This is a genomic window from Candidatus Enterococcus testudinis, assembly GCF_002140915.1.
Taxonomy (GTDB): Bacteria; Bacillota; Bacilli; order Lactobacillales; family Enterococcaceae; genus Enterococcus_D; species Enterococcus_D testudinis.
Map to the genome: position 1 here is coordinate 2,087,610 of NZ_NGKU01000001.1, position 26,254 is coordinate 2,113,863.

20 protein-coding genes are annotated in these 26,254 nt (G+C 42.5%); 2 read left to right on the forward strand and 18 right to left on the reverse strand.

Annotation, left to right across the window (positions count from 1 at the left end):
* Positions 1 to 30: 30 nt before the first annotated feature.
* The 4 genes from pflA to parE all read right to left on the reverse strand — a co-directional run bounded on the left by pflA (position 31) and on the right by parE (position 7,872).
* Positions 31 to 789 carry a pyruvate formate-lyase-activating protein gene (gene pflA / locus A5886_RS10025; RefSeq protein WP_086274996.1) on the reverse strand — a complete coding sequence of 253 codons (759 nt, stop codon included), beginning with the start codon at positions 787 to 789 and terminating at the stop codon, positions 31 to 33.
* Between the two features lie 87 nt (positions 790 to 876).
* Positions 877 to 3,105, reverse strand: a complete 2,229-nt coding sequence (gene pflB, locus A5886_RS10030) for a formate C-acetyltransferase (protein WP_086274997.1) — start codon at positions 3,103 to 3,105, stop codon at positions 877 to 879.
* 268 nt (positions 3,106 to 3,373) lie between these two features.
* The gene (gene parC, locus A5886_RS10035) at positions 3,374 to 5,836 is read right to left on the reverse strand and encodes a DNA topoisomerase IV subunit A (protein ID WP_086274998.1); all 2,463 of its coding nucleotides are present in this window, start codon (positions 5,834 to 5,836) and stop codon (positions 3,374 to 3,376) included.
* A gap of 11 nt (positions 5,837 to 5,847) precedes the next feature.
* Positions 5,848 to 7,872, reverse strand: coding sequence for a DNA topoisomerase IV subunit B (parE, locus tag A5886_RS10040; RefSeq protein ID WP_086274999.1), 2,025 nt, complete (start codon positions 7,870 to 7,872; stop codon positions 5,848 to 5,850).
* A 250-nt stretch (positions 7,873 to 8,122) separates the two neighbouring features.
* Here parE and plsY point away from each other — a divergent pair, with 250 nt between their 5' ends.
* A complete protein-coding gene (gene plsY / locus A5886_RS10045; RefSeq protein ID WP_086275001.1) occupies positions 8,123 to 8,749 on the forward strand; it encodes a glycerol-3-phosphate 1-O-acyltransferase PlsY in 627 nt (208 codons plus the stop codon).
* Positions 8,750 to 8,796: 47 nt separating this feature from the next.
* On the opposite strand, the gene A5886_RS10050 is transcribed toward plsY, so the two are convergent.
* The 14 genes from A5886_RS10050 to metE form a co-directional block, all read right to left on the reverse strand.
* Positions 8,797 to 9,672 (reverse strand): aldose 1-epimerase family protein, encoded by an 876-nt coding sequence (locus A5886_RS10050; protein WP_086275002.1) that lies wholly within the window; start codon positions 9,670 to 9,672, stop codon positions 8,797 to 8,799.
* Between the two features lie 11 nt (positions 9,673 to 9,683).
* Positions 9,684 to 10,475 (reverse strand): GTP-sensing pleiotropic transcriptional regulator CodY, encoded by a 792-nt coding sequence (gene codY / locus A5886_RS10055; RefSeq protein ID WP_086275003.1) that lies wholly within the window; start codon positions 10,473 to 10,475, stop codon positions 9,684 to 9,686.
* A gap of 13 nt (positions 10,476 to 10,488) precedes the next feature.
* The gene (gene hslU, locus A5886_RS10060; protein WP_086275004.1) at positions 10,489 to 11,886 is read right to left on the reverse strand and encodes an ATP-dependent protease ATPase subunit HslU; all 1,398 of its coding nucleotides are present in this window, start codon (positions 11,884 to 11,886) and stop codon (positions 10,489 to 10,491) included.
* A 12-nt stretch (positions 11,887 to 11,898) separates the two neighbouring features.
* The gene (gene hslV / locus A5886_RS10065) at positions 11,899 to 12,441 is read right to left on the reverse strand and encodes an ATP-dependent protease subunit HslV (protein ID WP_086275005.1); all 543 of its coding nucleotides are present in this window, start codon (positions 12,439 to 12,441) and stop codon (positions 11,899 to 11,901) included.
* A 21-nt stretch (positions 12,442 to 12,462) separates the two neighbouring features.
* A complete protein-coding gene (gene xerC / locus A5886_RS10070; protein ID WP_086275006.1) occupies positions 12,463 to 13,362 on the reverse strand; it encodes a tyrosine recombinase XerC in 900 nt (299 codons plus the stop codon).
* A gap of 214 nt (positions 13,363 to 13,576) precedes the next feature.
* Positions 13,577 to 15,010, reverse strand: coding sequence for a flotillin family protein (locus A5886_RS10075; protein ID WP_086275007.1), 1,434 nt, complete (start codon positions 15,008 to 15,010; stop codon positions 13,577 to 13,579).
* A 13-nt stretch (positions 15,011 to 15,023) separates the two neighbouring features.
* On the reverse strand, positions 15,024 to 15,446 hold the full coding sequence (locus tag A5886_RS10080) for a hypothetical protein (protein WP_086275008.1): 423 nt from the start codon (positions 15,444 to 15,446) through the stop codon (positions 15,024 to 15,026).
* A gap of 114 nt (positions 15,447 to 15,560) precedes the next feature.
* The gene (trmFO, locus tag A5886_RS10085) at positions 15,561 to 16,865 is read right to left on the reverse strand and encodes an FADH(2)-oxidizing methylenetetrahydrofolate--tRNA-(uracil(54)-C(5))-methyltransferase TrmFO (RefSeq protein ID WP_086275009.1); all 1,305 of its coding nucleotides are present in this window, start codon (positions 16,863 to 16,865) and stop codon (positions 15,561 to 15,563) included.
* A 142-nt stretch (positions 16,866 to 17,007) separates the two neighbouring features.
* On the reverse strand, positions 17,008 to 19,086 hold the full coding sequence (gene topA, locus A5886_RS10090; RefSeq protein ID WP_086275011.1) for a type I DNA topoisomerase: 2,079 nt from the start codon (positions 19,084 to 19,086) through the stop codon (positions 17,008 to 17,010).
* Positions 19,087 to 19,229: 143 nt separating this feature from the next.
* The gene (gene dprA / locus A5886_RS10095) at positions 19,230 to 20,108 is read right to left on the reverse strand and encodes a DNA-processing protein DprA (RefSeq protein WP_086275013.1); all 879 of its coding nucleotides are present in this window, start codon (positions 20,106 to 20,108) and stop codon (positions 19,230 to 19,232) included.
* A gap of 67 nt (positions 20,109 to 20,175) precedes the next feature.
* Entirely contained in the window at positions 20,176 to 20,940 is a 765-nt protein-coding gene (gene rnhB, locus A5886_RS10100) for a ribonuclease HII (RefSeq protein ID WP_086275014.1), read from the reverse strand.
* Complete coding sequence (gene ylqF, locus A5886_RS10105; RefSeq protein WP_086275016.1) at positions 20,924 to 21,790, reverse strand: ribosome biogenesis GTPase YlqF; 867 nt, start codon at positions 21,788 to 21,790, stop codon at positions 20,924 to 20,926. The genes rnhB and ylqF overlap by 17 nt, the downstream gene beginning before the upstream one ends.
* Before the next feature lie 245 nt (positions 21,791 to 22,035).
* A complete protein-coding gene (gene metF, locus A5886_RS10110) occupies positions 22,036 to 22,896 on the reverse strand; it encodes a methylenetetrahydrofolate reductase [NAD(P)H] (protein WP_086275018.1) in 861 nt (286 codons plus the stop codon).
* Positions 22,886 to 25,138, reverse strand: a complete 2,253-nt coding sequence (gene metE / locus A5886_RS10115) for a 5-methyltetrahydropteroyltriglutamate--homocysteine S-methyltransferase (protein ID WP_086275019.1) — start codon at positions 25,136 to 25,138, stop codon at positions 22,886 to 22,888. Before metE ends, metF begins: the two co-directional genes overlap by 11 nt.
* 136 nt (positions 25,139 to 25,274) lie before the next feature.
* Between metE and A5886_RS10120 the strand changes: the two genes are divergently transcribed.
* Entirely contained in the window at positions 25,275 to 26,201 is a 927-nt protein-coding gene (locus A5886_RS10120) for a LysR family transcriptional regulator (RefSeq protein ID WP_086275020.1), read from the forward strand.
* The last annotated feature ends 53 nt before the right edge of the window (positions 26,202 to 26,254 follow it).

The window sequence follows — 26,254 nt, forward strand, 5'->3', positions numbered from 1 at the left end:
ATCCTGAGCAAAGGATTCGGGTGTCTGCCATTACACTCTGGATAGATAACCAGTGTACTCATTCACGTGCAGCAACGCCTTGGCGTTTTTCACACGCTCTTCAGTTGGCGGTTGGATGCCATCCAAAGGATATTTCAAGCCCATTTCATCCCATTTGTACTTACCCATTGTATGATACGGCAAGATCTCCACTTTATCGACATTATTCAATGTTTTGATGAAAGCATCCAAACGGATCAAGAAATCGTCATAATCACTTCGGAAAGGAACCAGTACATGGCGGATCCAAACGGGTTTGTTGATTTCAGATAAGTAGTTGGCCATATCGAGAATGTTGTCATTGGATTGGGTCGTCAGTTCTTTATGGGCTTTATTGTCGATATGTTTAATGTCAAACAACAATAAATCCGTCACAGTCATCAGTTCTTGAAATTTACTAAAGAAAGGTTCTTCACGGGTAAATGGCTTGCCGCAAGTATCTAGTGTCGTGCTGACGCCTGCTGCTTTCGCTTGACGGAACAAATCGATCAAAAAGTCTAATTGCAGCAAAGGTTCGCCGCCGCTCACGGTGATACCGCCCTTTTGCCCCCAGAATTCACGATATTTCAATGCTTCTTCCAAGACGTCATCTGTCGTGCGCGTCACACCTGTACCAATTTTCCATGTATCTGGATTATGACAAAATTGACAACGCATCCGACAACCTTGCATGAATACAATAAAGCGAATCCCAGGCCCATCGACGGAACCAAAACTTTCTGTTGAATGTACTTGTCCTGTTACAGCCATAATGCTCTTCCTCTCTATATCAAACGAACTGAACGTTCGAGACAATAAGCGGCGGAGGTTTCCCTGCCGCCGCCTTTTCGTTTCCTATTACATTGCTTCGTGCATGGTACGCGCGATTACATCGTCTTGTTGTTCTTTGGTCAACTTGATGAAGTTTACAGCGTATCCAGATACACGGATCGTTAATTGCGGATATTTTTCTGGATGTGCTTGTGCATCTAATAGTGTATCACGATTGAATACATTGATATTCAAGTGGTGACCACCTTTTGCTGCGTAGCCATCTAACATCGTTGCTAAGTTTTCTTGTTGTGTTTCATCATCGCGGCCTAGTGCTTTAGGTACGATTGAGAAGGTATTTGAAATACCATCTAATGAATAATCATAAGGTAATTTAGCAACTGATGACAGACTTGCCAAAGCACCGTGTGTGTCGCGTCCGTGCATTGGGTTCGCCCCTGGTGCAAATGGTGCGCCTGCACGACGACCATCTGGTGTGTTCCCTGTTTTCTTACCATATACAACGTTTGACGTGATTGTCAAAATAGAGGTTGTATGTTTAGAATCTCGGTAAGTCTTCGTACGTTTTACTTTCTTCATGAAGGCCTTCAATAAGTGGATCGCAATATCATCTACGCGGTCATCATTGTTGCCGTATTTAGGATAGTCGCCTTCGATTTCATAATCTTCGACGATGCCATTTTCATCACGTACAGTCCGTACTTTGGCATATTTGATTGCTGATAATGAATCAACTGCAACTGAGAATCCAGCAATACCAGTAGCCATCGTGCGTAAAATATCTGTATCTTGCAAGGCCATTTCGATTCTTTCGTATGAATACTTGTCATGCATGTAATGGATGATGTTCAATGTATTGACATACAAGTCACAGATCCAATCCATCATTGTGTCATATTTTTCCATGACTTCGTTGTAATCTAAATATTCTGTAGTGATTGGTTGTAATTTTGGACCAACTTGGGCTTTCGATTTTTCATCGACCCCACCGTTGATTGCATACAACAATGTTTTCGCAAGATTGGCACGAGCACCAAAGAATTGCATTTGTTTCCCGATACGCATAGCTGATACACAACATGCGATACCGTAATCATCGCCCCAATGGCCGCGCATCACATCATCATTTTCATATTGGATCGCTGATGTTTGGATTGACATTTTGGCACAGAATGTCTTGAAGTTATGTGGCAAACGTGTTGACCATAATACAGTCAAGTTTGGTTCTGGCGCCGGGCCCAAGTTTGCTAATGTATGCAAGAAACGGAAGCTGTTTTTCGTGACCATATGACGACCATCTTCACCCATACCAGCAATTGATTCTGTTACCCAAGTTGGGTCGCCAGAGAACAAGGCATTGTAATCAGGTGTCCGGGCAAATTTCACCAAACGCAATTTCATGACAAAGTGGTCAACGATTTCTTGTGCTTCAACTTCTGTGATCACGCCATTTTTCAAATCACGTTCCACATAGATATCTAAGAAGGTTGAAGTACGGCCTAATGACATAGCTGCGCCATTTTGTTCTTTGATTGCCGCTAAGTAGCCAAGGTATAACCATTGGAAAGCTTCTTTGGCTGTTTGTGCAGGTTGAGAAATATCGAAACCATAAATAGTCCCTAATTCTTTCAACTCAGTCAATGCACGCAATTGTTCGCCCAATTCTTCCCGTTGGCGAATAATGTCTTCTGACATTGTTCCATTGCCGCAATACAACAAGTCTTGTTGTTTTTCTTTGATCAAGAAATCGATCCCGTATAGTGCGACACGACGATAGTCACCAATGATCCGACCGCGGCCGTATGCATCAGGCAAGCCTGTGATGACACCGGAACGGCGTGCTGCTCTGATTTCTGGTGTGTATGCGTCAAAAACGCCTTGGTTGTGTGTTTTACGGTAATCGCGGAAGATATGAGATACTTCAGCGTCGATTTCGTAGCCATATGATTCAGCTGCTTGTTCTGACATCCGAATACCGCCGAAAGGCTGTAAGCTGCGTTTGAATGGTTTTTCTGTTTGGAAACCAACTACTGTTTCTAATTCTTTGTTCAAATAGCCAGGTCCATGAGACGTAATTGTTGAAACAACTTTCGTATCCATGTCCAAAACGCCGCCAGCTTCACGTTCTTGTTTGTTCAAGTCCATAACTTGATCCCAAAGTTTCGTTGTCGCTTCTGTTGCGTCAGCTAAAAATTCATCTGTTCCGTCATAAGGTGTGTAATTTTCTTGGATGAAGTCGCGGACATTCACTTCTTCTTTCCAAGTTTTTCCTTTAAATCCATTCCATTGTTCCATCTGATGGACCTCCTTAAATTTTCTGTTCACTTATGTAACAGCTTTACGTGAACAGTATAACACAAGCGCTTACGAATGCAAGTGTTTTCAAGATTATTTTTTAACAAATTATCTGTTTTTACAAAAAAATAGATGATAACCATTGATATAACAACCTTTTTCTAATGTGAATTTATTATTAAAGTAGCTTTTTTACAAATGTGAAAGATCAATTAAGTCAAAAAAACAGCGAAACTGTATTGGTACAGTTTCGCTGTTTTTTATCTATTTATAATACAGTGTTTTCAACGATTGCTGGACGGATCACCCGGCGTACATCATAGACTTGTCCGCCAGTCTTTTCATCGATCACAAAGGAACCGTTTGATGTCCGATCATTGATCGGCATGTGCTCTGTATCAAGTTCGACAGTTTGCCCTTTTTGATCGGTGATCTGGAGCAGATTGTTCTCGCCAGAGCCCATATAAACAACGCGATGGGGATTTTTCTTCAATTCTCTCAACACCATCAATCCTCGTTTGGCTCTGCCTAATTGCGTGATTTCTTGGGCCAACATCCGTTTGGCCGCACCTCTTTGTGTAATGATCACAACAGGTGTATCCCCTTCGGAATAAACAACCAATCCATTCACGACAAAGTCATCATCTTTCAGATTCATCGCTTTGACACCTGCCGCCTTCGGTCCAACGACTGGCACTTCAGTCAATGGGTAGCGTAAAGCAAATGCTCGATGGCTAACTAAGAAGATGTCCATTGGATCATTTTGGTCAACTAAGAAGACATTCAACAACTCATCTGCTTCGTCTTTTAACTTCATCATGGTCAATGGCCGGGTCTTATAGGTCCGCCAAGGGTCAAATTCGGTCATGCGTGTCTGTTTGATCATGCCTTGTTTGCTGATCAAGACAAAGTTTTTCATTGGGTCAAGCACTTTGTACGGGAAGACCCCGATGATCATTTCATCTTGTGCCAAGGTCAACACATTCTGGGATATATGTTCGCCAAGATCTTTCCATTTCAGATCTGCGAGTTCATGGACCGGCCGATAAATGACATTGCCTTTGCTGGTCACCAGCAATAAGTGATCCAACGTGTTCAATTGCTGGCTGTATAAGAGGGCATCTCCTTCTTTCATGCCTACTTCTTCTGGTTTTGAGGCACCATAAGAACGCAAACTGCTGCGTTTGACATAGCCATCTTTCGTTACGGTCACGACAACATCTTCTTGTGCCACCAGTACTTGTGTCTCAATTTTGATTTCTTCGATCTCAGTTTCGATCTCAGTCATACGGGCTGAGGGATATTTCTTCTTGATTTCTTTTAATTCTTTTTTGATGACTTTCAACAGTTCTGCTTCTTGATTTAAAATCATCGTCAAGTGGGCAATCGTTTCTGCCAACTCTTTGGCTTCTGCTTGTAATTGGGTAATGTCGGTATTGGTCAAACGATACAATTGCAAGTTCACGATAGCTTCAGATTGCTCTTCCGTAAAACCATGTTGCACGACCAAATTGTTTTTGGCATCCTTTTTGTCTTTACTGCCGCGAATCGTCGCAATGACTTCATCTAGGATCGACAAAGCTTTCATCAGGCCATCGACGATATGTTGACGACGCTGTGCCTTTTGCAATTCAAAACGACTGCGTTTTTCGATGACTTCACGGCGGTGTTTGACATAGCTTTCCAAAATGCGCTTAAGGCCAACTTGTTGTGGACGCATCTCATCAATAGCAACCATATTGAAGTTGTAATTGATTTGCAGTTCCGTATTTTTGAACAGATAATGCAAGATTCCTTGCGCATTGGCTTCTTTTTTCAATTCAACCACGATCTGCAAACCGGTACGGTCTGTCTCATCACGGACTTCTGCGATCCCATCGATTCGCTTGTTCAAACGGATCTCATCCATTTTTTTGACTAAATTTGCTTTGTTGACCTCATAGGGAATCTCATTGATCACGATTTGCTGCTTGCCGCCTTTGATATCTTCAATCTTGGTTTTAGAACGCAGAATCACTTTCCCACGTCCGGTTTCATAGGCTTTTCTGATTTCTTCTTTCCCTTGCAAAATCCCCCCAGTCGGGAAATCTGGCCCCGGAATAAATGTCATCAATTGATCAAGTGTTGCCTTTGGATGATCAATCAAGTAAATCGTGCCGTCGATAATTTCACCGAGATTGTGGGTTGGGATCTCTGTTGCATATCCAGCAGAGATCCCTGTTGATCCATTGACCAACAAGTTCGGATATTTTGCTGGTAAGACCGTTGGCTCTTTTTCGGTATCGTCGAAGTTCCAAACCAATTCGACTGTATCTTTTTCAATATCTTTTAACAGCTCACCGCTTAATTCAGATAAGCGGGCTTCGGTATAACGCATAGCTGCAGGTGGGTCACCATCCATACTCCCGTTGTTCCCATGCATCTCGATCAAGACTTGCCGCAGTTTCCAATCTTGGCTCATCCGGACCATCGCTTCATAGATACTTGAGTCCCCATGGGGATGGAAATTCCCCATGATATTTCCGACAGATTTCGCTGACTTACGGAAGCCTTTATCATACGTATTGCCATCTTGGTTCATCGCAAATAAAATACGGCGTTGAACGGGTTTTAGACCATCACGTATATCCGGCAATGCCCGCTCTTGAATAATATATTTCGAGTAGCGGCCAAAGCGATCTCCCATCACTTCTTCTAACGTTAATTCTTGAATATTGTTTTTGTGTTCCAAGAGACCACCTCCTAATCCAGTTTCAAGCCACGAACTTCAGCTTGCTCTGTATCTTTTAACTTTTCGTCCACCAATTCCGGTACGGTATCTTCTTTTTTGTCTAAGATACTGCCATCTTCTTCCAAACTAAATTGTACATGGGTCTCGATCCATTTACGACGTGGTTCAACTTTATCACCCATCAAGGTCGTCACACGACGTTCTGCTTGAGCAGCATCATCGATTCTCACCCGGATCAAGGTACGCGTATCAGGATCCATTGTCGTCTCCCATAATTGATCGGCGTTCATTTCACCCAGACCTTTGTATCGCTGCAGCATATAACCTTTGCCGATTTTCTTGGTCAATTGACTCAGTTCTTCATCTGTCCAAGCATATGCCAAGATGGCTTTTTTGCCTGTTCCTTTTGATACTTTGTATAAAGGTGGTAAAGCAATGTAGACTTTTCCAGCTTCAATCAACGGTTTCATATACCGATAAAAGAAAGTCAGGAGCAGGACTTGGATATGGGCCCCATCAGTATCCGCATCGGTCATGATGATCACTTTGTCATAATTGCAATCTTCAATTGAAAATTCAGGACCGACACCAGCACCGATCGTATAGATCATCGTATTGATTTCTTCATTTTTTAAGATATCTTGCATTTTGGCTTTTTCTGTATTGATGACTTTCCCCCGCAACGGCAAAATCGCTTGGAATTTACGGTCACGGCCTTGTTTTGCAGAGCCGCCGGCAGAATCCCCTTCGACTAGATACAATTCATTTTTCTTTGGGTTTCTTGATTGTGCGGGTGTCAGTTTGCCTGAAAGCAGTGATTCGCCTTTTTTGCGTTTTTTGCCGGTCCGGCTTTCTTCTCTGGCCTTGCGGGCAGCTTCTCGGGCTTCTCGTGCTTTGATTGCTTTGCGCACCAGCATTTGACTCATCTCACTATTTTCTTGCAAATAGTAGCCAAGTTGTTCACCGATGACTGCATCCACCGCATTCCTAGCCAATGGTGTGCCCAGTTTGCCTTTGGTTTGTCCTTCAAATTGCAATAAATTCTCCGGCACGCGAATAGACAGCACTGCTGCCAATCCCTCACGGAAGTCACTGCCTTCTAGGTTCTTGTCTTTTTCTTTCAACAAATTGACCTTGCGGGCATATTCATTGAAGGCTTTTGTCATAGATGTTTTCATGCCCACCTCGTGGGTTCCACCATCACGGGTACGCACATTGTTGACAAATGAAAGCACATTTTCTGAGTACCCGTCATTATATTGAAAAGCCAGCTCTACTTCAATGGCCTCTTTGGTCCCTGAAAAATAAACGACAGAAGTCAATGTGTCCTTTTCTTCATTCAAATAATCAACAAATTCTTTGATTCCGTCTTTGTATAAAAAGACTTCGGTTGTTTTTTCTGCTCTTTCATCCGTCAGACTGATTTTGACGCCTTTGAGTAAAAAGGCAGATTCTCTCAGCCGTTCTGCCAATGTTTCATAGGAAAACTTAGTGACTGTAAAAATCGTTTCATCTGGTTTAAAGGTGACAGTTGTCCCTGTTGGCTTACGGGTCTTGCCGATTTTTTTCAATGTACCGACTGGATGTCCGCCATCTTTGAATGCGGCTTGATACTCTACGCCATCGCGGACGATCGTCACTGAAAGTTCGCTAGATAGAGCGTTGACCACGCTGGCACCAACACCATGCAACCCGCCTGAGGTTTTATAACCGCCTTGACCGAATTTTCCGCCGGCATGCAATACCGTAAATATCACTTGTACAGTTGGGATGCCTGAGGCGTGCATGCCGACTGGCATTCCCCGACCGTTGTCCCGTACACTGATACTGTTGTCTGAATGGATCGTGACATCGATTTCATTGCCGTAGCCAGATAGTGCTTCATCGACGGCATTATCAACGATTTCATATACAAGATGGTGCAGACCGCGGCCATCTGTTGAGCCGATATACATCCCTGGCCGTTTTCTTACTGCCTCCAAGCCTTCTAAGACTTGAATGGAAGCATCATTATATTCTGTGGTTTTCTTTGCCAAAGCCACCGCTCCTTTTATCTTGTTCAGTCTATTTCCTACGAGAGAAAAGACCGCAAAAAAAATCTTAACATAAAATCCACTTTTTTCAAGCGAACATTTTTCTAAATCATCTTATCCTTTTTTTCTTGTTTAGACAAGTTTCTATGCAGAACAAAATAGCAAGCGTTTCGTCATGCTGAAGTTTTTCTTATTGTTGGCGCGCCATTTTCATGCTAAAATTGCCCTAGTCCTAAAAAGAAAGTTGGTTATTATGAAAACGATGCTGTTATTCGTTGTTGCTTATCTATTAGGTTCCATTCCATCTGGTGTATGGATTGGCCAATTGTTTTTCAAAAAAGATATTCGCCAATTTGGCAGTGGCAATACTGGTACCACCAATACGTTTCGCGTCTTAGGCAAAAAGGCAGGAATTACCGTATTGGCGATGGATATTTTGAAAGGAACACTTGCCACTTGTTTACCGGCGATTTTTGACATCCAAGGAATCAATCCGTTGTGGTTCGGAGTCTGTGCGATCCTTGGTCACACGTTCCCGATTTTCGCTAAGTTCAAAGGCGGCAAAGCTGTTGCTACAAGTGCCGGCATGCTCTTAGGCTTCAATCCGATTTTCTTCTTGTATTCATCATTGATTTTTGTGATCTGTCTTTATGTAACGAGCATGGTCAGCTTGACCAGCATGATCGCCGCTTGTTTGATCACATTGTCAACAATTGTGGTGCCCTTGGTTGCTCCCGTAATCTTGCCTGAACAAAATTGGTTGTTGACCTTTATCGCTGCTGGCGTGACCGCATTCATCTTTTTCCGTCATCGCGAGAATATCTCCAGAATCAAGAACGGCACAGAAAGCCGGGTCCCTTTTGGGTTAAACAAACAATAGCAGAAGCTGAGGAAAGCAAAATATGCTTTTCTCAGCTTCTTTTTTCTTTATTTCACTGTGATGGAATATTTGGTTTCAAAATCCGTATCTGCCGACAAGGTTTGGATACCGACTTTGTCTTTCAGAAGGCCATTGCTCTCTAATGTATCAGCGATCCCACACCAGGGTTCAATGCATAAGAACGGTGATTTCACCGGATAGGTCGACCAAAAACCAACATACGGCATTTGATTGTAACTCAGGGTCACGCTATGCGGTGATTGTTCACTGCGAATCGAGAAAGACTGCAAGCCTTTTGTTTCGAAAACAAGGGCGTCATTTTCAAACATCTCGTGGGTCAAACTAAGATCGGTATTGGTCTGCCCTAAAGTTCGCTGCTGATAGTCGATATAGTTACCCTTTAGCGGCAACTTGACCCGAGATTTTTTCGGTGAAAAAGCCAAATAATAGTCTTCAAAGCGCAACCCTTTTTCTAAAGGTACATTAAAAGCTGGGTGCCCGCCAATTGAAAAGTACATATCTTCTTGTCCCTTGTTCTTGACGTTGTATCTGACGACGAGGCCGTCTCCCCCAAGTTCATAACTCACTTGCAATCGGAAATCGAAGGGATAAACAGACTTAGTCTCCGCCGAACTTTCCAACTGTAACAAAACAAAATCATCACGTTGGTCAACGACTTCAAATACCATATCTCGCGCAAAACCATGTCGAGGCAGATGATAAGTGACCCCTTCATGAAGATAGGTGTCATCTTTTAATGCGCCAACGATCGGAAATAAAATCGGTGCATGCTTGCCCCAATGATTGGGATCGGCTTGCCAAATGTATTCTAACTCGATAGTGGTGTCAAACAAGCTTTGCAGCTCTGCGCCTTTTTCTGCAATGGTTGCTTGCAGGTGACCGGCCGTGATGGTAACTGTCATCGTCTCATCTCCTAATATTGATGTTTCGTCAACTCTTCTTTGAAACGGCTGTTAAGCACTTTTAGATATGTGCCCTTCATTCCTAAAGAACGTGACTCAATAATACCCGCTGATTCTAATTTACGCAAGGCATTAACGATCACAGAACGAGTGATACCGATACGATCAGCAATACTAGATGCTGTCAAACGCCCTTCATCGCCTTCTAATGCTTCAAATATCGCTTGTACAGCTTTCAACTCACTATAAGACAATGTGTTGATGGCCATTTGGACAGCCGTTGTACTGCGCACGTCCGCCTCGATACTGCGGGATTTTTGGTAAAGGAATTGCATACCGACTACTGTTGCACTATATTCAGCTAAAACCAGATCATTGTCATCGAAAGATTTATCGATCCGTGAAAGAATGATGGTGCCTAAACGTTCGCCAGCGCCATAGATTGGCACAACGGTCGTTAAGCCATTCGGGTATAGATCACGGACTTCGATTGGAAATGCGGTCATATCATCAGCGATTGGGACATTGGCTTCAGTCGATGTTAAATGGTCCACTAACTCTGTATAGTTTTTGGGAAATTGCTTTTCCAAAAACATTTTTTTGATCCGTTCATTGTTGACATCATGGTTTTCAACAAATCCTAAGACACTGCCGTCACTACTAATAATGTACGCATTGCTGTCAAGAATATTTCCTAAAATGACAGCCATTTTATCATAAGGCAAATCTGAAGCTAAATTAAAAGTATTTTTTTGTTGTAATAATTCATTGATTTGTCTTGTTTTTTCTAATAGTGTTTTCATTGGTTTGCTCCCTTTATAAAATATACCGACTTAAGTCTTTGTCTTCAGCAATTGTGCCAAGCTTTTCTTCCACATACGCTTCAGTGATGGTTATTTCACCCATTTGCATCTCTGAGGCTTCAAACAATAGATCTTCTAAAAGTTTCTCGAGAATCGTGTGTAAACGGCGGGCCCCGATATTGTCCGTGTCACGATTGACTTGAAAAGCGATTTCTGCAATTTTTTGAATGGCTTCTAAAGTAAATGTCACTTTGACATTTTCGGTTGCCAGCAATGCGACATATTGTTTCACAAGCGCATTATTTGGTTCTGTCAAAATTTTGACGAAATCTTCTTTGGTCAAATCATCTAGTTCAACACGAATCGGAAAACGACCTTGCAATTCAGGAATCAAATCGCTTGGTTTCGACAGATGGAATGCACCTGAGGCAATAAAGAGAATATGATCGGTTTGCAACGCGCCATATTTGGTATTGACCTGCGACCCTTCAACGATAGGTAAAATATCTCGTTGGACACCTTCTCTAGACACTTCTCCTGATTGTTGCGATTTAGAGGTGACTTTGTCAATTTCATCCAAGAAAATAATGCCGCTGGATTCAGCCAATCGCAATGCTTCACTATGGATATCTGCATCATTGACTAATTTTGAAGATTCTTCTTGAATCAGCAATTCCCGTGCTTCTTTGACCGTAACTGTCCGTTCGATTTTCTTTTGCGGTTTCAACGCACCCAGCGTTTCGTTCAAATCAATGCCCATTTGCTCTAAACCATTATTCATAGCTGGCGCTTGGTTCTTCGGTTCATCGACTTGGATCGTCACTTCACGATTGTCTAACAAGCCTTTTTCCAACTGCTCATAGATGGCTTGCCGATTGCTGCGGATCTCGTCGGTCAATTCTTCTTTCGGTTCTTCTGGTTGTTGTGCGCCGTTGAACATATTCATCATTTGTTCATATGGATTGCCTTGTTTCTTTTGTTCCTTCTTGATTCCTGGCACCAATACTTTGACCAATCGTCGGTTGGCCTTCTTTTCTGCTTGGATGCGAACGTTCTTGTATTGGTCTTTTTTAACGATTTGAATCGCATTTTCAACCAAATCCCGCACCATTGATTCCACGTCGCGTCCCACATAACCCACTTCAGTAAACTTGGTTGCTTCTAATTTCACAAAGGGGGCATCGACGATCCTAGCTAAACGACGGGCGATCTCGGTCTTGCCGACACCAGTTGGGCCGATCATCAAGATATTTTTTGGGGTCACATCTTGCTGCATTTTTTCATCCAGTTGCAACCGGCGATAGCGATTGCGCAGCGCCACGGCCACAGATTTTTTGGCAGCTGTTTGTCCTACGATATATTCGTCTAATTCTTTCACGATCTCACGTGGTGATTTGTTTTGATTTGTCATTTTTCCACCTCTTTAAAACTCTTCAACAACAATGTTGTGATTGGTAAATACGCAGATATCTGCTGCAATATTCAAGGCCCCTTCAGCGATTTCTTTGGCTGACAAGTCGCCGCCATAGCGTTTCATCGCACGAGCCGCTGCTAACGCATAATTCCCACCAGAGCCGATAGCCAAGATGCCTTCATCTGGCGTGATCACTTCCCCGGTGCCTGAAACCAACAGCATTTCTTTGTCATTCATAACGATCAGCATCGCTTCCAACTTTTGCATGGATTGCTGTGTGCGCCATTCTTGAGCCAATTCTACCGCGGCGCGTTGCAAATTCCCATTATATTCATTTAATTTGCCTTCGAATTTTTCTTCTAACGTAAAGGCATCTGCCACACTGCCTGCAAACCCGACGATCACTTCTCCATTATAGATGCGGCGCACTTTTTTGGCGGTGCCTTTCATGATCACTTGCTCGCCCATTGTGACTTGACCATCACCGGCCATGGCGAACTTGCCGTCTTTTTCAACCCCACAGATCGTGGTTGAATGAAATTCTGATTTCATCTTGTATTCCTCCTGTATCTATTATGCCCTTGGATGAAATTGGCGATAATTTTTTTGCAAACTGTCTTTGGTGACATGTGCATAGATTTGTGTTGTAGATAGATTTGCATGTCCCAACAGTTCTTGAACTGTCCGCATGTCCGCCCCATGGTTCAATAAATGGGTGGCAAAGGTATGCCGCAGCATATGCGGATGGATCTGACTGTCTAGGCTGCTTTTTTGAATCACTTGATTAAGTACATATTCAATCCCAGTCGGCGTGATTCCATCACCCAAATGATTGACAAAAACGAGTGAATGTTCTTTATGATGCTTGTGCATCAATTGCTTTCGTCCATCGGAAAGATATCGTTTGACAGCTGTTTGTGCATAGCTGCCAAAAGGCACGTACCGGTCTTTGTTGCCCTTACCGTGAATCAGTAAGACTTCGCTTTCCCAATCAATATCAGGTATCGTCAGGTTGCTGCACTCACTGACCCGCAGCCCAGATCCGTACAACACTTCCAACAATGCTTGATTGCGCTGCTGCAAAGGTTTATCCCCTGCTACGCTTTCGAATAAAGCGGCCATTTCTTTCTCATAAAAAAAACGCGGCAATTTCGCATTCTTTTTTTTCATATGGATATAAGCAAAAGGATTTTCTTTAATGACTTCATGTTTCGTCAGAAATTGGTAAAATGAGCGTAAACTAGCCATCTTCCTGCTGATCGAGTTCCGGCTGTATGCCTGTTCAGTTAAATAACTTAGATATACCCTGACATCACGATAATCAATGGTTAGGAACGCACTATTTCCGGAATCTGCCAAAAACTGAAAAAAGTTCTCCATATCTTCTTGATAGGCTTGCTTCGTCTTCTCAGAATAGCCTCTTTCAACAATAAGATAACGAAAAAATTCATCTTTTAGTTGTTCTTCATGCAAAATAATCCCTCATTCCGTGATTCAAAATAACTGTATCACAGCCAAATCAAAAAGACAAACGAATTGTCAGAATTTAACCAATATTTCAAAGTTTAGACATAATTGTGAAAACTTTCTAAGAAACTTCCATAAATTTTTCAGTTTTTTTCAACCCAATTCATCAAAAACGGATAGCATCATACGTAAGCCGCATGGTTTGCTATCCGTTCCTTGGTTATTCGTTGATTGGTTGTACTGTTTTTGGTTGTGGGTGCTCAGACAATGCGCCGACTAATTCTTTGTTTCCTTGTTTCGTGGACATTGTATCATTGATCAACCCAACCAAATCTAAACCGGTTGTTTCTTTGATCGTATCAAATGTTCGGGCCAATCCAGCTTCACCCATGCCATGGATTCCATCATTGCCACCAAAGCTGACGACTTTATCAATATTGCTTAAAGGTGCATTGACTTCTTTGGCGATCTCAGGCAAGACTTTGATAAATTCCATCAAAATCCCCGCTTCATTCAATTTGGTCAAGGCAATCGCCATTTTTTCGCGGCTCTCTGCTTCGGCTTGACCGACTTTGGCGATCCGATCCGCATCTGCCGCCCCTAATTTTTCAATTCGTTCGGCTTCTGCTTGGGCAGCCAACTTGACTTTCTCAGCTTCAGCTTGTGCATGGGCAATTTCCCTTGCTTTGTCGGCCAAGGCATTTTGTTCTACGACATATTTGTCCGCTTCCGCTTTTTTACGCAACGTCGCATTTAATTCTTTCTCGGTCAATTCTGCTTGTTTGTCTTGGATCTCGATATTTTTTTCTTGTTCGATCAGTTGGACTTTCATCTTCTCGCCGACTGCGATTTGTTCTGCTTTCGCATCAGCCACTTCACGTTCTTGTTTATATTGGGCTTGTTTCAGGGCCATTTCTTTGGTGGCTTCCGCAATTTCGGTTTGGCGACGAATCTCTTCATGTTGCGCAAGTTGTTCATTTTCTGCTTGTTTGATCCGTGTTTCTCTCAATGCGTTGGATTCGGCAACTTCAGCATTCTTCTTCACGACAGCGATTTGCGGCCGACCTAACGCGTCTAGGTAGCCATTGGTATCAGATACATCTTTGATTGTGAACGAAACGATTTCCAAACCCATTTTCTTCAAGTCAGTTGATGCGACTTCTTGGACTTGTTCGGCAAAATCATCACGATTCTTGTAGATCGCTTCGACGGTCATTGTTCCTAGAATAGCCCGTAAATGACCTTCCAATACTTCTTGGGCTTCATCTTCCAACTCTGCAGTTGATTTGCCTAGATATTGTTCCGCTGCTGTTTTGATTGATTCGGTACTATTGCCGACTTTGACTAAAACAGTGGCACTGGCTTTGATTGGTACACCTTGTTCCGTATACACTTCGGGCGTGCCGATTTCTAATTTGTGGGTCAATAAACTTAATTTATGGGCTTTTTGAACGATTGGAATCACAAAAGTCCCACTATTCTTTAATATCTTGATACCTTCTTTTCCTAAGAAAGAACCAGTAACGATCAGTGCTTCATCGGGTTTGCCGATACGATAGCGAATCATTAAAAACGCAATCAATAACACCAACAAGATAATGCCCCAAAAAATAGGATTACTGAAAATTTGTAAAGCTGAACCTGAATCTACCATCCTTCTACACTTCCTATTCTATAAAATGTTTGCTCTCAATCACTAACGCAATGCCTTTGTGATCAATTTCTACAATGATAACCTTGGTGCCAACGGGTAATAGGATCTTCTTATTGCGGTCTTCTTCTCGATACAATTTAGCTGGATAAACGGAGCGTGCGCTTTGACTACCAATCTCCATGACTTCACCCATAGAGGCCCCTTCGATTTTTTCCGTCAATTCTCCAATCAAAAAATCCGACTGATCGATGACATTGCTGCTATTTTTGTCTGTGACGCGATTATACAACCACATCAATGGACCAAGTATCACACTGAATAACAAAAATACGATCAATAAGCCACCAATGATCAGAATCAACCAACCCAAGAATTGAATGACTATCGGGAATTGTCCCAAATAGGTTTGAATCGTGGTGAGCCATTCTTCAGCCATCTTGTTCCCCACCTTTCATCGTTACCAACTATCATAAGTCACCGAAAGAAAAGTTTCAAGACAAATTAAAAAAAAGTCTTCTTACTAATTTAAAGTAAGAAGACTGTTGTTTGCTTATAATAGGTCTGATTTGGCTGTCTCTAAAGCCGTTAATGCACGATTGGCCAACGTTTCGTATCGTGTTTTTTTATCACGAATCCGTTCTGGCAATTCTGGTAGCAAGCCAAAATTGGCATTCATAGGTTGGAAGTGTTTGCCTTCCGCATGGGTAATATAATACGCCATACTGCCAATTGCCGTTTCTTGCGGAAAAATGATCGGTGCTTCATCTTTGGCCAATTTGGCAGCATTGATACCAGCAATCAAACCGCTTGCCGCACTTTCCACATACCCTTCAACACCCGTCATTTGTCCGGCAAAGAACAAATCATCACGTTTTTTTGATTGATATGTTTGTTGCAGCAGTTCCGGAGCGTTCATAAAGCTGTTACGATGCATCACACCAAAGCGGACAAATTCAGCTTCTTCTAACCCTGGAATCATGCGGAACACACGTTTTTGTTCACCCCATTTTAAGTGGGTTTGGAAGCCAACGATATTATACAAAGACGCGGCTGCATTGTCTTGACGTAATTGAATCACGGCATAAGGCCGTTTGCCAGTTTTAGGGTCTTCCAATCCAACTGGTTTCATCGGGCCAAACAACATTGTCTTAGGTCCGCGACCCGCCATAACTTCGATAGGCATACAGCCTTCAAAGAATTTTTCTTTTTCAAATGCTTTCAATGGTGCCACTTCAGCTTCTAGCAATGCTTCGCGAAAGGCATAGAATTCTTCTTTGGTCATAGGACAGTTCAAGTAAGCCGCTTCACCTTTGTCATAGCGTGATTTTAAATAAACTTTGTCCATATTAATCGTTGATTTATCGACGATTGGTGCTGCAGCATCATAAAAGTAAAAGCCTTCTGATCCATTGAATGCTTGGATCGCTTTTGACAAAGGTTCCGATGTCAATGGTCCAGTAGCAATCACTGTGATACCTTCTGGAATCTCTGTAATTTCTTCTTCAATTACAGTCACTAAAGGATGCTCTTTGACTCTTTGCGTCACAAGCGCGGAAAAATCATCGCGATCGACAGCCAAAGCGCCCCCAGCGGGAACCGCAGTTTTATCTGCAGACGTGATGATCACAGAATTCAAACGACGCATCTCTTCTTTTAAGACACCAACAGCATTCGTCAAATTATTGCCTCTTAACGAATTTGTGCAGACCAATTCAGCAAAATTATTGGTGTGATGCGCCTCTGTGGTTTTTTTGGGACGCATTTCATATAGATTGACAGCCACTCCTGCTTCCGCAGCTTGCCAAGCAGCTTCACTTCCAGCCAATCCGGCACCGATTACATTTATCTTCTTCATTGTCAGACTCCTTTTACGATCCATCGTTTTTTTCATGTAGCTGAAATGAGTGAGCAAAAGGACCGGCAAATCTTTGCATAGCAGCTGCATGAAAACGCAACTTGCTGCAACAGGTTCACCGATTCTTTGCTGATTCATTCAATTATTTTTGTACTTGTTCTTCGTAATCGCCATTGGTACAAACGACTTGCTTGCCGCCTTTGACTTTCTTTTCAACCAAATAGTGATCACATTTTGGACAATTCCGTCCAACTGGTTTATCCCATGATGTGAAGTCGCATTCTGGGTAACGGGTACATCCATAGAACAATCGATTTTTTTTCGATTTGCGCTCCACGACTTGTCCTTCATGACAAACAGGACATTCAACACCAATTTCTTTGACGATTGGCTTAGTGTTGCGGCAATCTGGGAAATTGCTGCAGGCATAGAATTTTCCGTAGCGGCCAAGTTTGATCACCATCGGATGCCCACATAAATCACAATCAAAGCCAGCCGGTTCATCTTTGATCTGGATTTTCTCAATTTGTTCTTCAGCGGTCGTCAATTCCTTTTCAAAAGGACGGTAGAATTGATCAACGACTTTGACCCATTCTTCTTTGCCAGCTTCTACACTATCCAAGCTGTTTTCCATCTCTGCTGTGAAATGGGTATCAACGATTTGCGGGAAGAACTCTTCAATCAGTGAATTGACGATTTCACCTAATTCGGTTGGCTCAAAACGTTTTTGTGCCAACTTCACATAGTATCTTCTTTGGATTGTTTCAAGAGTAGGTGCATACGTCGACGGACGACCCACCCCATTTTCTTCAAGTGTTTTGATCAAGGTTGCTTCGCTATAACGGGCTGGCGGTTGCGTGAAGTGTTGTTTGGGTTCGATAGAAACCGATTGAACCACATCTCCTTCAGCTAATTCAGGCAAAATATTCTCTTTGTCTTCCTTGCCGTCATCACGGCCCTCAACATAGACTTGCATAAACCCTTTGAACTTGATCTTAGAACCATTGGCAATAAAGATCACACCATTTTGGTCTAAAGTCACTTTCATAGTATCCAAAATTGCCGGCGTCATTTGACTGGCAACAAAGCGTGACCAAATCAAACGATAGAGTTTCATTTGATCTTTATCCAAGAATTTTTCTAAGCTTTCCGGTGTCCGCAGTACACTAGAAGGACGGACTGCTTCATGGGCATCTTGTGCCCCTTGTGCATTGGCACGCTTTTTCCCACCATGTGCCGAAAATTCTGTACCAAAGGTTGATTCGATATAGTCAGCGGCTTCTGCTTTAGCGGAATCAGCGATCCTTGTCGAGTCAGTACGCATATAAGTGATCAAGCCCACCGTACCTTGCTTACCAAGGGCGATCCCTTCATACAACTGCTGGGCGACCATCATGGTTTTTCTCGTACGGAAGTTCAGCTTGCGGGCCGCTTCTTGTTGCAAACTACTGGTTGTAAAAGGCGCTGCTGGGTTACGTTTGCGCTCTTTCTTTTCAACTTTGGTCACTTGAAAATCTTTGCTATCTAATCGTTCCGTAACTTCTTTGATGCTTTCTGCGTTTGGCAATTTTTTCTTTTTGCCATCTAATCCCCAGAAATTGGCTTTAAATTTTTTGGTTGCTTTCTTGAAGTTGCCATCGATACTCCAATATTCTTCAGGCACAAAATCACGGATCTCTTTTTCACGATCAATAATGATTTTTAAGGCCACAGATTGGACCCGACCAGCACTTAACCCTTTTTTGACTTTGCGCCACAAAATCGGACTCAAAGAATAGCCCACCAAACGGTCTAAAATACGGCGGGCTTGTTGGGCATCCACTAGATTTACATCAATGGTCCGCGGTTCTTTAAATGCGGCTTTCACAGCATCTTTCGTAATTTCATTGAAAACCACGCGATTTTTATCCTTTAAATCCAACCCTAATAAGAAAGCCAAATGCCAAGCAATCGCTTCTCCTTCTCTATCCGGGTCACTTGCGAGATAGACTTTTTCCGCTTTTTTGGCTGCTGAACGCAACCCTTTGATAACATCGCCTTTTCCGCGAATGGAAATATAATGCGGTTCATAATCATTTTCTACATCAATACCCATTTTGCTTTTTGGTAAATCTCGAATATGTCCAACACTCGCCACGACTTTATAATTTCGTCCGAGGTATTTCTCAATGGTTTTCGCCTTGGCTGGCGATTCCACAATTACTAAATATTTATATGCCATATAAAAAATGGCTCCTTCCTGGATTTTTCCTACTATATATATACCCTCAATAAATGAATCTATCATATGTTTAGCAAACATACAAATCGTAGCTTATCATAGCTTTCAAGAAAAGGTTTGTCAAGGAAGGTTGACTACAAATATTAAAAATAGATGAACTCTTGCAGAATATCATCCGCGTCAATCGTACATTTTGCACCGTCTTGAATCAATTGATGACAGCCTTTTGACTGTGCAGAAATGATTTCTCCTGGTACCGCAAATACCTCACGCCCATTTTCTAATGCCAATTGTGCCGTGATCAAGGAACCACTTTTTTCTTTGGCTTCCACAACACAAACCCCTTGTGCAATGCCTGCAATCAACCGATTGCGCATCGGGAAATGAAAGCGTTGCGGCGTGGTTCCTGCTGGATATTCACTGATCACCAAATGTCCTTGGCAGATTTCTTCATAAATGTACCGGGAAGTTGCAGGATAACAGACGTCCACACCTGTACCAACAACAGCGATCGTTTCTCCATGATTCCGCAATGCAGATTCATGAGCAAAGCTATCCACCCCTTTTGCTAAACCGCTGATGATCACATAATTTGAAGCAAGTAACGGCGGGACGAATTTCTCACATACTTTTCTTGCATAGGCAGATGCCTCTCTTGCGCCAATGATCGCCACACAAGCTTTTTGAAGTAAAGACACATTCCCCTGATAGAATAATAGCAAGGGTGGATCAGGTATGCGTCTAAGCAAAGGGGGATAGTTTGGTGAAAAAAAAGTCAGCAACTGCTGTTGGGCGACCTTATGGTGTACTTGCGCGTCTGTCATTTGCTGCCAAACAGTCTCGATATGAGTGGCTTTTTGGGCGGTAAATCCTATACCTTGCAATGCGAGACTGTTGATAGTCGTTGTCTGCTGCGATAGCCAGTATTTCATGATTTTCCAATAACTTTTGGGACCAATACCAGGACAGTAGTACAACTTGATCACCTGTTTTTCAAACGCGGAACATTCGTCATATTGCACAAAAAAAACCTCTTTTCTTAAGCATTCTTACAATAAGATTCGCTAAAAAAAGAGATTTGAATGAATGTTACAAGTATTGTTTGACTGGCGCAAATGTTTTACGATGAATGGGACAAATTCCGTGACTGCGCATACCATCTAAATGATCTTTCGTACCATAACCAGCATTTTTGTCAAAACCATAATACGGATAAGTTTGGTGAAAGTCCGCCATCAGATTGTCCCGATAAACCTTGGCAATGATACTTGCGGCCGCGATACTGATTGAGCGGGCATCCCCTTTGATCAAACTTTGCTGTTGAATGGACGTATCGATCGTCATGGCATCTACTAAGAGATACTCCGGCGTGATCGCCAAATCCTCTAAAGCCAATTTCATAGCCAAACGGCTCGCTTGATAAATGTTTATCTGGTCGATTTCTTCATGGGTCACAACTCCCATCCCAATGGCGATCGCATGATTATGAATCTCAACAAATAAGTCATCTCGTTTTTTCTGAGACAATTGTTTTGAATCGTTTAAGCCTAAAATCTGACAGTCCTTTGGCAAAATCACCGCTGCAGCCACAACTGGACCGGCAAGAGGGCCACGACCGACTTCATCCAGTCCTGCAATAAAGCGCACACCTTTGGCATAAGCTGCCTGTTCAAATAATGACATTTCCATGTATTTGTCTTTTAGCAGCTGTTGTTTCTGTTGCTGCTTTTCGTATTGTTCCACCAGTTTTTTTACGCCACTGCGGGTATCTTCTCTCAAAAGGGAGACGTATGCTGGATCATGAAACTGGGGATCCAATAAACGGGCTTTGATTTCTTTAATCGACTGCGTCATCGGCCTCACCTAATTCCTCTAAACGATCTAATGTATACCGTCCCAATTTCCCTTGGCGGATATCAAAGACCACCAGCTCTGCACCGCGATCATAGTTGTCTTTATAACCCCTTTTTTGAGTGATTTTCATCAAGAGTTCAGGCGCCAGCAATGCTGCTTCTTCTGCCGTCAAATTGTAACGCGCGGCAACTTTGTCGGGATAATAGCGGGCAAAAAAATCTAAGCCATACAACGCAATATCATCCAAATGAATCAACTGATCTTTGATTGCCCCCGTAAGTGCCAACCGTTTACCGATTTCGGGGTCTTCAAATTTTGGCCATAAAATCCCCGGTGTATCCAATAATTCAACTTCATTTCCAAAACGCAGCCACTGTTGCCCTTTTGTGACACCCGGTTTGTTTCCTGTTTGAGCGATTTTTTTCCCGACTAAGCGGTTCATCAATGTTGATTTCCCAACGTTAGGGATCCCAATCACCATGGCACGGATTGCTCTAGGTTTCAATCCCCGCGCCTTATCTCGGGCGATTTTTTCTTTCAACACTTCTTTGGCCGCCGGCACGATGCCTTTGATCCCTTGATTGTCTTGGGCATTGATCGCCAATGCGAAATATCCCTGCCGTTTGAAATACGACACCCACTGTTTTGTTTGTTGCGGATCCGCTAAATCGGCTTTGTTGATCAAGATCAACCGCGGTTTTTGTTGTAATAACTGATCAAGCATCGGATTGCGTGATGAGATAGGTAATCTAGCATCCACCAATTCGAAGACGATATCAACAAATTTAAGTTTTTCACTGACCTCACGTCTGGCTTTTGCCATGTGACCAGGAAACCATTGAATGGTCATGATGTATCCTCCTTCTTTATCAAGAGCATTCGTCAAATTGCAGGAAATGTACCCTGCATCTTTACGCTGCACTGAGTGAATCATCGGCTTGCGCCAATAATCTCATGTCGTTGATATTATACGGGTTTCATAGACATTCGTCTATAACAGAATCATGATTCCCGTATATTCTTTAAAAAGGAGAACAAATCTGATGACACCTTTGCTCAATCAAGCAAGTCTGCTTCTTCATTTTCGGCTTCCGATCACTCCTTGCTCTCCACAGATGGACTGAGTAATGATCGCGTATTCGTATAAATCTGCTTAGCTGCTTCAGCATGATTCAACGTATACAGATGGATCCCGTCTACATTATTGGTCGATAAATCGACGATTTGATCAATGGCATAGGCGATGCCAGCTTCTCTCAATGCCGCAGGATCATGTTCATATTTTTCTAAAATCGCCAAAAATTTCCTTGGCAAATGGGTGCGTGTCGTCTGCAACAACCTCGTGACTTGCTGCCGATTGACGATAGGCATGATGCCCGCCAATAGTGTAGCCTCAATGTCAGCTAATGCACATGCTTCTTGAAATGAATAGAACAAGTCATTGTCAAAGAACAATTGGGTCACTAATGTACTGCAACCAGCTTCAGTCTTTGCTTTTAACTGTTTGATGTCTGCCACTCGATCGATTGACTCTGGATGCGTTTCTGGATAGCAGGCACCATAAATCTCAAAATGTGGTTTTTTCATTTTGATATATGCGACGAGTTCACTGGCATATTGAAAGACACCTTGACTTGGGCGATGATCGATTTCATCCCCTCTTAAAGCCAGTACTTGCTGAATCCCGAGCCCCTCAATGTCATCGAGAATGGCATCGACGGCTTGTTCATTTAGATAGCGAGCCGCTAAGTGAGGAATCGTTGGTATTTTCAGTTCATGCCACAGATAGTCCGTGACTTGAATAGAAAAGGCTTCTGCTGAATTCGTTACATTGCTACAGGTCACACTCACAAATGCAGGATCCAGTGTCTGCAATACATGTAATGTTTTTTGCAGATTTTGATAGCCAGCCTGCGTTTTGGTTGGGAACACTTCAAAAGACAATTTACTCCCCATTTGCGCTTCCCTCCCTCACTCGATGGACTGCCTGAAGCATGTGTTCTAAGCTTTCTTTTGTTTCGATCACCCCTCTGGTCTTTAAACCACAATCAGGATTGATCCACACTTGATCTGCCGGCAACTTGTCTAAAATATTGGTAATTGTCGTTGTCAATTCATCCACTGTGGGAATACGAGGAGAATGTATATCGAAAACACCTGGTCCAACTGCTGTTTGAAATTGCTGTCGTCTCAGTTCATCCAAAAGCGTCAAGTTCGATCGAGCCGACTCAAAAGAAATAACGTCCACATCCATGGCAGCAATTTCAGGAACTATATCTGAGAATTCGCTATAACACATATGCGTATGGATTTGCGTCGCTTCTTTGACTTGGCTATGCACCAAGCGAAATGCAGGAATAGCCCAGTCCAGATACTCCTTATGCCAGTCCGATCGGCGCAACGGTAATTTTTCTCTTAAGGCGGCTTCATCGATTTGAATCATTTGAATCCCCGCAGCTTCTAGATCCAACACTTCCTGACGAATAGCCAATGCCAATTGATACACAGTTTCTCTCAACCCAATATCTTCTCGAGGAAATGACCAATTCAAGATAGTCACAGGGCCAGTCAGCATTCCTTTGACAGGTTTACTTGTCTGTGCTTGCGCAAAGCGGGTCCACTTCACAGTCATCGGCTGCAAACGTTCAATATCTTCCCAGATGATAGGCGGCTTAACCCCTCTAGTCCCATACGATTGTACCCATCCGTTTGTTGTAAAGAGGATACCTGATAATTGCTGTCCAAAATACTCCACCATATCGTTGCGCTCGAATTCACCATGAACCAACACATCTAAACCAATGTCTTCTTGCCAATTGATCCATTCAATGATTTGCTTCGCGATATATTGGTCATATGTCTGTTGATCAATAGTACCTCGTCGATACTTCCCTCGTGTTTGTTTCACTTCCTTTGTTTGCGGAAAAGAACCAATCGTCGTTGTAGGCAGCTGCGGAAAGCCAAATAGCGCATGTTGCGTTTTTTTTCGGGTTTCGTAAGTGGCAGATCGTTGAAAGTCGTTCTCTGTCAACTGTTGGAGTTTTTCTTTCATCACTTGATTCGGTTGACAACGGTTGCCAGAAAATAAGGCTTTGTTTTTTTCAAGCAGTTCGGTATTTCCCGCCAATATTGATCGTAACTGGGTCAATTCTATGACTTTTTCAACTGCAAATGAGAAATAACGTTTTGTTTCCTCTGCCAACGTTTCATTGGCAACCGTATAAGGCAGATGCAGCAATGAACAAGAAGTCGAGAGAACGATGTTCAAATCATTCATCGATTCAAGCAATGTCAATGTTTGTTGATACGCATTGCGCCAAATGTTTTTACCATTCAATACACCAGCGTATAGCAGCTTGTCTTTTGGAAAACCACTTTGAACGAGTGCCAACGTTTGTTTGCCTTCCACAAAGTCTAATCCAATGCCGTCAAATGGCAGGTTGATCACTGTCTGATAACTTTCTCTGATATCGCCAAAATACGTTTGCAGCAAGACCTTCAATGGGGCATCTTTCAATAATGCTTGATAGATTTTTTTGAAAAACGCAACATCTGCTTGCGACAATTCTTGAACCAAACAAGCCTCATCAACTTGGATCCATGTCGCCCCCAAAGCAGCTAGTTTCTGAAGAATGTGACGGTAACTCTCAACCATTGATTCCAGTAATTTCGTTTGATCGACATCTGATTGGATCTCACTTAAACGCAGAAAAGTAAAAGGGCCAATCAACACTGGTCTGGTTTCGATACCACTATTTTTTGCCTCTAGATATTCATCAAAAATTTTTGTCCCACTGCAATGGATCGTGGTTTCTGCGTCAATCAACGGTACGATATAATGATAATTGGTATTGAACCATTTTTTCATCGGCCGCGCTTTGACATCTACTTTGTCTGTTTGACTCCCTCTAGCTAGAGCAAAATAACTATCTAAGTCAGACAAGCCAGCACTACGCAATGGTTGCGGTATGATATTCAATAGGCAAGCCGTATCTAACATTTGATCATAAAAACTAAAATCATTGCTGGGAATCTCTGTCAGTCCGTTATCTTGTAATAACCGCCAATGTTTTTCTCGCAGATCCTTGCCTGTCTGTTGTAATTTCTGGGCATCGTGGTCTTTGAAATAGGTTTCTACCGCAAATTTTAATTCTCTGTGTTCACCCAATCTTGGAAATCCTGGTATCGTTGTCTGCATCGCTTGATCCTCGCTTTCAATTTGTTATGTATTACACTATCATCATGAAAGGTATTTGGATAACTGGATAAAAGCATAACTTCTTATAGCCAAAAACTATAACCTTAGGTATACTGCTTCTAAAAGAGGTGCAGCCATGAAATTGCAACAATTGATCTATTTTGAGAAGATCATTGAACATGGATCGATCAATGAAGCAGCCAAGTCACTTTATTTGACGCAGCCTAGTTTGTCGAAAGCCTTGCAGGAGTTGGAAGAAGAAATGAAGGTCCAGTTGCTGATCAGAACCAAGCAAGGAATCGTGCCTACTGATCAAGGAAGAGAATTTTTGATTTATTGTCGCCAAATCTTAGATCAAGTCAATCTTCTTGAAGAAAGATTCAAAAAGGAGCCGCCTCGCAAGCAAAACTTTTCCGTATCAGCACAGCACTATGCCTTTGTTGTCCATGCGTTTGTCGACCTGATCAAAACGATTCCTGCAGATATCTATGATTTCACACTGAGAGAAACAGAAACCGAAAATATTTTTCAAGATTTGATTTCCTTCAAAAGTGAAATTGGTATCCTCTACTTAAATCGCTTCAATCGGCAAGTGATGGAAAAACTGTTCAAAGAGAAAAACTTGGTTTTTACACCGCTCTTTGAAGCCAAACCGCATGTATTTGTCAGTCGCTCGAATCCCCTTGTGGCAAAAGACCGATTGACCCTAGACGACCTGGCGCCTTACCCATATCTTTCCTATGAACAAGGAGAAACCAACTCCCTCTATTTTTCTGAGGAGATCCTGAGCACTTGGCGTCGTCAAAAAAATATCAAGGTCAGTGATCGAACGACGATTTTTAACTTGATGGTTGGCTTGAATGGCTATACGATCAGTTCTGGTATTATCAGCAGCGACTTAAATGATGACAAAATCATTGCGATTCCTTTGGATTATGATGATACCATCAGATTGGGCTGGGTCAGACATCAACAAATCCTCCTCAGCCCAATTGCCAAGATGTATTTAACTTTATTAAAAAGCCATATCAAAGGATACGGCTTTGATATCTACAATGAATGATTTGGTTTGTTTGAACCAATGCTAAAAAATCCCCCATTCACGTCAGCAGTCTG